This is a genomic window from Gemmatimonadales bacterium (genome assembly GCA_036265815.1).
In the GTDB taxonomy this organism is placed as follows: domain Bacteria; phylum Gemmatimonadota; class Gemmatimonadetes; order Gemmatimonadales; family GWC2-71-9; genus CAVVWJ01.
Map to the genome: position 1 here is coordinate 1 of DATAOI010000039.1, position 5,790 is coordinate 5,790.

A 5,790-nucleotide genomic window follows, 5' to 3' on the forward strand; every position below is an offset into this window, starting at 1 on the left:
GGAACCGGCGCCGACCATCTCATCGCGGGCGACGGGAACGACTCCTTGAACGCCCAGGACAGCGTCGGTGACGACAGTGTGCGCGGCGGCGCCGGCACAGACACCTGCACCGTCGACCCGCGGGACAACGTCCGCAGTTGCCCCTGAGCCGGATCCGGCCGACCAGCACCCAGATCGAACACACGGTCGATACAGTCGCGCATGCCCGGAGGGATGAAGCGCCGTCGCGCGGGCCGCGCATCCCTCCACGAGCGCATCCACGGCACCCCGCCGCTGTCCGAGGCGCAGGCTCCGGGGCCTCGACGCGAGCCGTACCCCTCACAGATCCGCCACTGCTGGGTGACCGGCGAGCACGGTCGCCTGCCCGCGCTCCTGCTGGAGTGGCGCCAGAACGTCTCGGGCTGGCAAGGACGCGTCGTGCGGCCGGTGCTCGAACAGGGGCACTGGGTCATCGTGGAGGGGTGGCAGCCCGCAGATCATCTAACGCCCGGAGCGAGCTGGCGAACGCAAGCACGCTCATGCCGATGAGCGGAAGCGTTGCCGAGGTACGGCGTGCCGAGCCCAATCACGCGTTTGAAGAACTCACCGCCGAGAGACTCGCCTGGACATGGGGGGGTATCGGTGGGACTCTCAAAAGGAGAGCCACGTCGCGTCCGCGACATGGTGGGGATGCGGAGCACCCAGAGACCACGGATTCCTTCGCTGCGATAAGCAGGGGGCCGGTGTGTCCAGAAACAAGCCACTCGTCGCGCAGGTCGGAGGCCAGGTCGTTGTCTCGCTGATCGGCGAGATCGATCTCACGGTCAAGAGTGAGGTGCTGGCTTCCTTCGAGGATGCGATCGGGCTGATGCGGGTGCCCCATCTCCTCGTAGTCGTCAGCGGAGTCACGTTCATGGACTCCTCTGGTCTGGGCGCACTCGCCGCCGCCGTGAACAGGGTTCAGGCGCTTGGCGGCACCCTTTCGGTGGTCGGGGCGAGCGCCCGCCTGTGGCGCCTGTTTCGCATCGTCCAGCTCGACCGCTTGCTGACCCCATTGCCTTCGGATGCATGGCGGCGAGCGGACGGTTCCACGTGCTGGGCATCACCATCCGCCCTGCCTACGCATCGAGCCACCCAGCCCGAGAGTTGAGCGCTGCGGAGGCACAGCAATCAGCAGGCCCGCCAGCCACACACGCCGCCCCACCCGGCCCCTGGCCGGGCCCTGGCCAGGCCCCAATAGGAGTCGACTAGCCTGGGCGGGCCAACCAGGCTGACGTCATAATTCCTGCATGGCGGCATCGGGCAACCCAGACCTGGAACAGCAGCTCGACATGCTGGTTGCGCTGGTCACGGCCCATGGTGCCGACATCGAAGCGCTGCAGGACCAGGCTCTCGCTGCGCACGAGCGGGCTGACGCAGCCGAGAGGCGTGCGGATGCTGCCGAGCAGCGGTCCGACGAGATAGAGGCGCGTTCCTCGATCGACCGCGAGATGATCGGCCAGCTGCAGGCAGATGGGGTCCTCAGTAAGGATCACGCGGCGCAGCTAGATCGGGCGCTCATCTCGTCGCGCACCATCGGCGCGGCAATCGGGATCCTCATGGCGAGTCGTCAATTGTCTCAGGAACAGGCGTTCGTGGTGTTGAAGGAAGCCAGCCAGCGATCCAACCGCAAGCTCCGTGACCTGGCGGCGGAGTTGGTCGAGGCCACCAGCTCTGCCGAGGGACCCTAGTCCTCGGTTTGAAGTACACCCTTTAGGGGTACTGTGGCGGCAGCCGATGAACTGGGCGCGTCCTGTTCGGCCGGTCAGGTGTTAGAGCTCTAGACCAGTGGCTCCTAGGCCGCACGAAGCCCCCGCCAGCCGGCGGGGGCTTCGCCGTGTGCGTCCCACGTGGGTCTCCCGTTGCAGGGCGAGGCGTCACGCCTTGGATCGCCCGCTCATGCCGCTGTCCGGTGCACTCTCATGCCGATGAGCGATCGTTCGAATCGTCCGCGTTTCGGCCTTGACAGCGACCGCCCTGGGGCGTAGCCCGGGCAGAGGGGGCATCTCTGCCACTCCCAGAGCGGGAGGAGCAACATGATGCGCGCCAGGTACCTTCTTCTCGTCGCGGTGGTGGTTGCCGGTCTCTTCAGCGCCATGGCGTTCCGATCCGCCCAGGGCGAAGCCCGCTCGGCCCACGGGCAAGCCGGGCGGACGCTGACGTTCAGGGCCGTCCAGATCTCGCCGCGCGACCACCATTTCGTGGACGTGCCGCCGCACGGCCTCTCGCTGGGTGACAGGGACGTCGGGGCGGTGAGCCTTCGCAGGAACGGTGAGCTGTTCGGGCGGGCGATGGCGGTCTGCACGATCAACGATGCGAGTTTCAAGGGACTGCAGTGCGCTCTGACACTCGTACTCCGAAAGGGTCAGATCACCGTCCAGGGTGGGGGACTCGACCGCAACCTTCCACATGCACCACCACCCAGCAACGCCGATGTCTTTGCAGTCACCGGCGGAACGGGAATCTATGCCGGAGCAAACGGCACCCTCACCATCAGCCATGGCCGCCACGCCGACTTCTTCACCGTGGCGCTTCGTTAGTAAGCCACAAACGCCGAATCGAGTGTGCCTGTCCGGGGGCGTGGCCTTGAGTTCCGGACCACTGCGGCTAAGCGCGTCGCGCACCGCCGTCAACATGTCGTCAGGAATCCAAGTCACGGGGCCAGAGTGCCAGTGCCATCGACCGCTCATGCCGCTGAGCGCGCTGATCTGCCGATGAGCGGACGTCGAATCGGAATCAAGGGAGGCCCCCCACGTGACTGCCGCGCGAACAACCGCGACGCCTCCTAGGCTTCGGCCATGCCCCTGACCACCCGACCGCTCACCCGGGACGACTTCGACCAGTCAATGGGGCTCATCCGCGAAGCGTTCGGCGACCTACCGCCGGGCACGACGCCGCAGAGCCCCGACGACCCCCCGCGGCCCGGGTACCACGCGTATGGCACGTTCGACGACGACCACCTCGTGGCGCGGCTGGCAACCCGTGGGTACCACTCGTGGTTCGGCGGCAGCGCCGTACCCAGCGGAGGCATCGCCGGCGTCGTGGTGACCGCCGAGCGGCGGGGCACGAAGCTGCTCGACGAATTGTTCCGGGTAGCCCTCGACGACGGGCTACGGGAGCGCGGGGAAGCGGTGTCGACGATGTTCTGCACCGCGCCCGGGATCTACCGCAAGTTCGGCTACGAGGTGATCTCGTCCTACGACACGGTCGAGGTCCCAGCAGCAGCGCTGGCCCGGATCGGTGCCCCGGCAGGCGTGCGCACCCGCCGGGCGACGCCCGCCGACTTCGACGCGGTCTGCCGGGTGTACGACACCTGGGCGGCAGCGCAGAACGGCCCGCTCACGCGCCGCGGCCCGGCGTTCCCGGCCGATGCCAAGGCTTTCATCGACGCGTTCACCGGAGTCACGCTCGCGGTCGACGACGCGGGCGAAGTGATCGGCTTCGCGAGCTGGCACCGCGGCCAGGAGACCGGCGACTCCGCGACCCTCGAGGTCGTCGATCTGCTCGCACTGAGGGGCGACGCCTACGGCGCCCTGTGGCACGTGCTCGGGTCGTTCGGCAGCGTGGTCGGCCAGGTGCGGCTGTGTACGTCGGGCCACGACGTGGCCCGGCTGTCGCTCCCGTCTGCGCACTGGAAGGCCGTGGAGCGCGAGCCGTACATGCTGCGCGTGCACGACGTGCGCGGCGCGTTCGCCGGCCGCGACTGGCCGGTGGACGGCGACGTCGCGTTCTCCGTCGCCGGGGATCACCTCGGGACGACCAATGGGGCCTGGCGCCTGGTGATCGAGCGGGGGAAGGCCACCTGCGTGCCGGCCGCGGCGGCCGACGGTCCCGTCATGACACCCGGCGGGCTCGCGCTGGCCTGGGCCGGCGCCCAGACCTGCGCCAACCTCCGGATGGCCGGGCACCTCTCCGGCGGCATGGAGAACGACGAGGCGCTCGACCGGGTGCTGGCGCCCCGGCCGATCCACATCCGCGACTCCTTCTGAGTCGCGGCCTGGTCCGCCGCAGGTTCATGCATACGCTCGTCCACGCGCGGGCGGCGCCATGGTGCTGGGTGTTCTTGGGCTCGTGATGGTTGCCGTGCTGGTACTTCCCAACTGCCCGTAACCGCCGGCCGGTCCGAGGCACCTCCGAGGCGACCGCTCATGCCGCGATGAGGTGCGTCTATCCGCCGGCTGTCGGCCCTGCCAGGGCGTTACTCTCATGGCATCTGTGCGGTCGTCGGCGCCCCGGTGGCATGGGCGACTTCCCGACGTCGGCGCGTCGCATGGCGGGCGTCCTAACGGCTCAGCCGAGGTGGTCTCGCGCGAGGGCAGCGGCGGTCCCGCGGTTGTCGACACCGAGCTTGGACAGGATGTTGGAGACGTGGACGCTGACCGTCTTCTCGCTGATGATGAGGTCTTCGGCGATCTGTTTGTTGGTCGCTCCTTTCGCTAGCTGGTTGAGAACCTCGCGTTCGCGCGGCGTGAGCCGATCCCATGGCCCCGGCTCGGCCGCGGCGTGGGGAAGCGGTACGCGCGACCGGGTGGCGAGTCTGTGGGCGCGTCGTTCGTGGTCGGTGGCGCCCATGTCATGGGCTTCGCGCCAGACTTTGGCGAGCAGCTCGCGTCCCTCGTCGCGCTCGCCATGGGTGAGTAGCTCCTCGGCGAGCAAAAGACGCGGCTCCAAGGCGAAGAATGCGCCGTACGGGGTGGCGAGCTCGACGGCGAGCCGGAGTGTCGGCGTCGCAGGCAGCCCGGCGAGCCGACTCGTGAGCGCCTCCGCCAGCACGAGACGAACGCCTGCGTACGACGATTCCCACTCGTCGGCGTAGCTCTCGCGAGCTCGCAGCAAGAAGTGCTCAACCAGCGGCCGGAGCTTCTCTGATGTTTCCGAGGTTGTACTCGCGGCGGTGAGGACCTGGCAACCAACATGGGCCGCACAAGCGTGCGCCACTGGGGAGTCGGAAAGGTCCAGACCGGTGAGGTACGTGTGGGCGGCCTCCACAGCCTCATGCTCACGACCCAGCAAACAGAGGGCGGCGATCACCGCTTCTACGTCGGTGTCCCCGGACGTCCCCTTGGTGGGCGGGGCATGCTCGACGGCGTCGCGCAACAGCCCCTCGGCGGCATCTGCCAGACCCCGCGCGAGCAGGAGTTTGGCCCGCAGGTCGGTGACCATCGCGTGGCTGAGCCCCAAGCCAGCAAGCTCATCGACGAGGTTCGCTGACTCTTTGAAGTCCCCCCGCATGATGAGAATTTCAACGAGCCAGACCCCACTCCAAACCGCTTGTGCAGACAGTCCGCGTGACCGGCCCTCGGAGAAGGACATCCGAGCACATGTGAAGGCCTCGTCTACCTTTCCTGCCGACAGCAGTGTCCCGGCGAGCATTCCTGCTTGCATGGTTGCCAAGCCGTGAAGTCCCGCCTCCTCCGCCACCGCAACCGCTTGGGTGTGCAAGCGGACGGCCTCCGTCATGGACCCCAAGCCGAGGTGACATTCGGCACACATCTGCAGGCTGAGTGTCACGACTTCGGTGCACCCCACCTTCCGCGACACGTCAAGCGCTCGTTCTGCCCACCCGAGTGCATCCTGATAGTGGTCAGCGCGAAGGTCGTATTGCGCTCGCGCCCACAACGCACGCGCCAACTCCTCTGAGGGCTGCTCCCCGGCGAGCTCGACCGCACGCGTCACCGCTGTTGACTCGTCCGCCATGTCGTCCGCGACATACCAGCACCGGGCGAGCGCGCTGTACACCCGGCTTGCGAGGAGAGGCTCGGCGTCGGCATC

General features: G+C 68.0%; 5 protein-coding genes. 4 read left to right on the plus strand and 1 reads right to left on the minus strand.

Going from position 1 to position 5,790, the window contains the following annotated elements; translation table 11 throughout:
• Nucleotides 1–724: 724 nt before the first annotated feature.
• The 4 genes from VHR41_08085 to VHR41_08100 all read left to right on the plus strand — a co-directional run bounded on the left by VHR41_08085 (nucleotide 725) and on the right by VHR41_08100 (nucleotide 4,007).
• On the plus strand, nucleotides 725–1,129 hold the full coding sequence (locus VHR41_08085; protein HEX3234144.1) for an STAS domain-containing protein: 405 nt from the start codon (nucleotides 725–727) through the stop codon (nucleotides 1,127–1,129).
• Between the two features lie 139 nt (nucleotides 1,130–1,268).
• Nucleotides 1,269–1,709 (plus strand): ANTAR domain-containing protein, encoded by a 441-nt coding sequence (locus tag VHR41_08090; protein ID HEX3234145.1) that lies wholly within the window; start codon nucleotides 1,269–1,271, stop codon nucleotides 1,707–1,709.
• A 345-nt stretch (nucleotides 1,710–2,054) separates the two neighbouring features.
• Entirely contained in the window at nucleotides 2,055–2,558 is a 504-nt protein-coding gene (locus tag VHR41_08095; protein HEX3234146.1) for a hypothetical protein, read from the plus strand.
• 258 nt (nucleotides 2,559–2,816) lie between these two features.
• On the plus strand, nucleotides 2,817–4,007 hold the full coding sequence (locus tag VHR41_08100) for a GNAT family N-acetyltransferase (GenBank protein HEX3234147.1): 1,191 nt from the start codon (nucleotides 2,817–2,819) through the stop codon (nucleotides 4,005–4,007).
• A gap of 301 nt (nucleotides 4,008–4,308) precedes the next feature.
• On the opposite strand, the gene VHR41_08105 is transcribed toward VHR41_08100, so the two are convergent.
• Nucleotides 4,309–5,790 (minus strand): response regulator transcription factor (locus VHR41_08105; GenBank protein ID HEX3234148.1); only part of this gene is annotated, 1,482 nt, incomplete at its 5' end.

Excerpts from the sequence above, each read along its gene's own strand:
- VHR41_08100 (HEX3234147.1), top strand. The coding sequence starts at position 2,817 with ATGCCCCTGACCACCCGACCGCTCACCCGGGACGACTTCGACCAGTCA.
- VHR41_08095 (HEX3234146.1), top strand. The coding sequence starts at position 2,055 with ATGATGCGCGCCAGGTACCTTCTTCTCGTCGCGGTGGTGGTTGCCGGT.
- VHR41_08090 (HEX3234145.1), top strand. The coding sequence starts at position 1,269 with ATGGCGGCATCGGGCAACCCAGACCTGGAACAGCAGCTCGACATGCTG.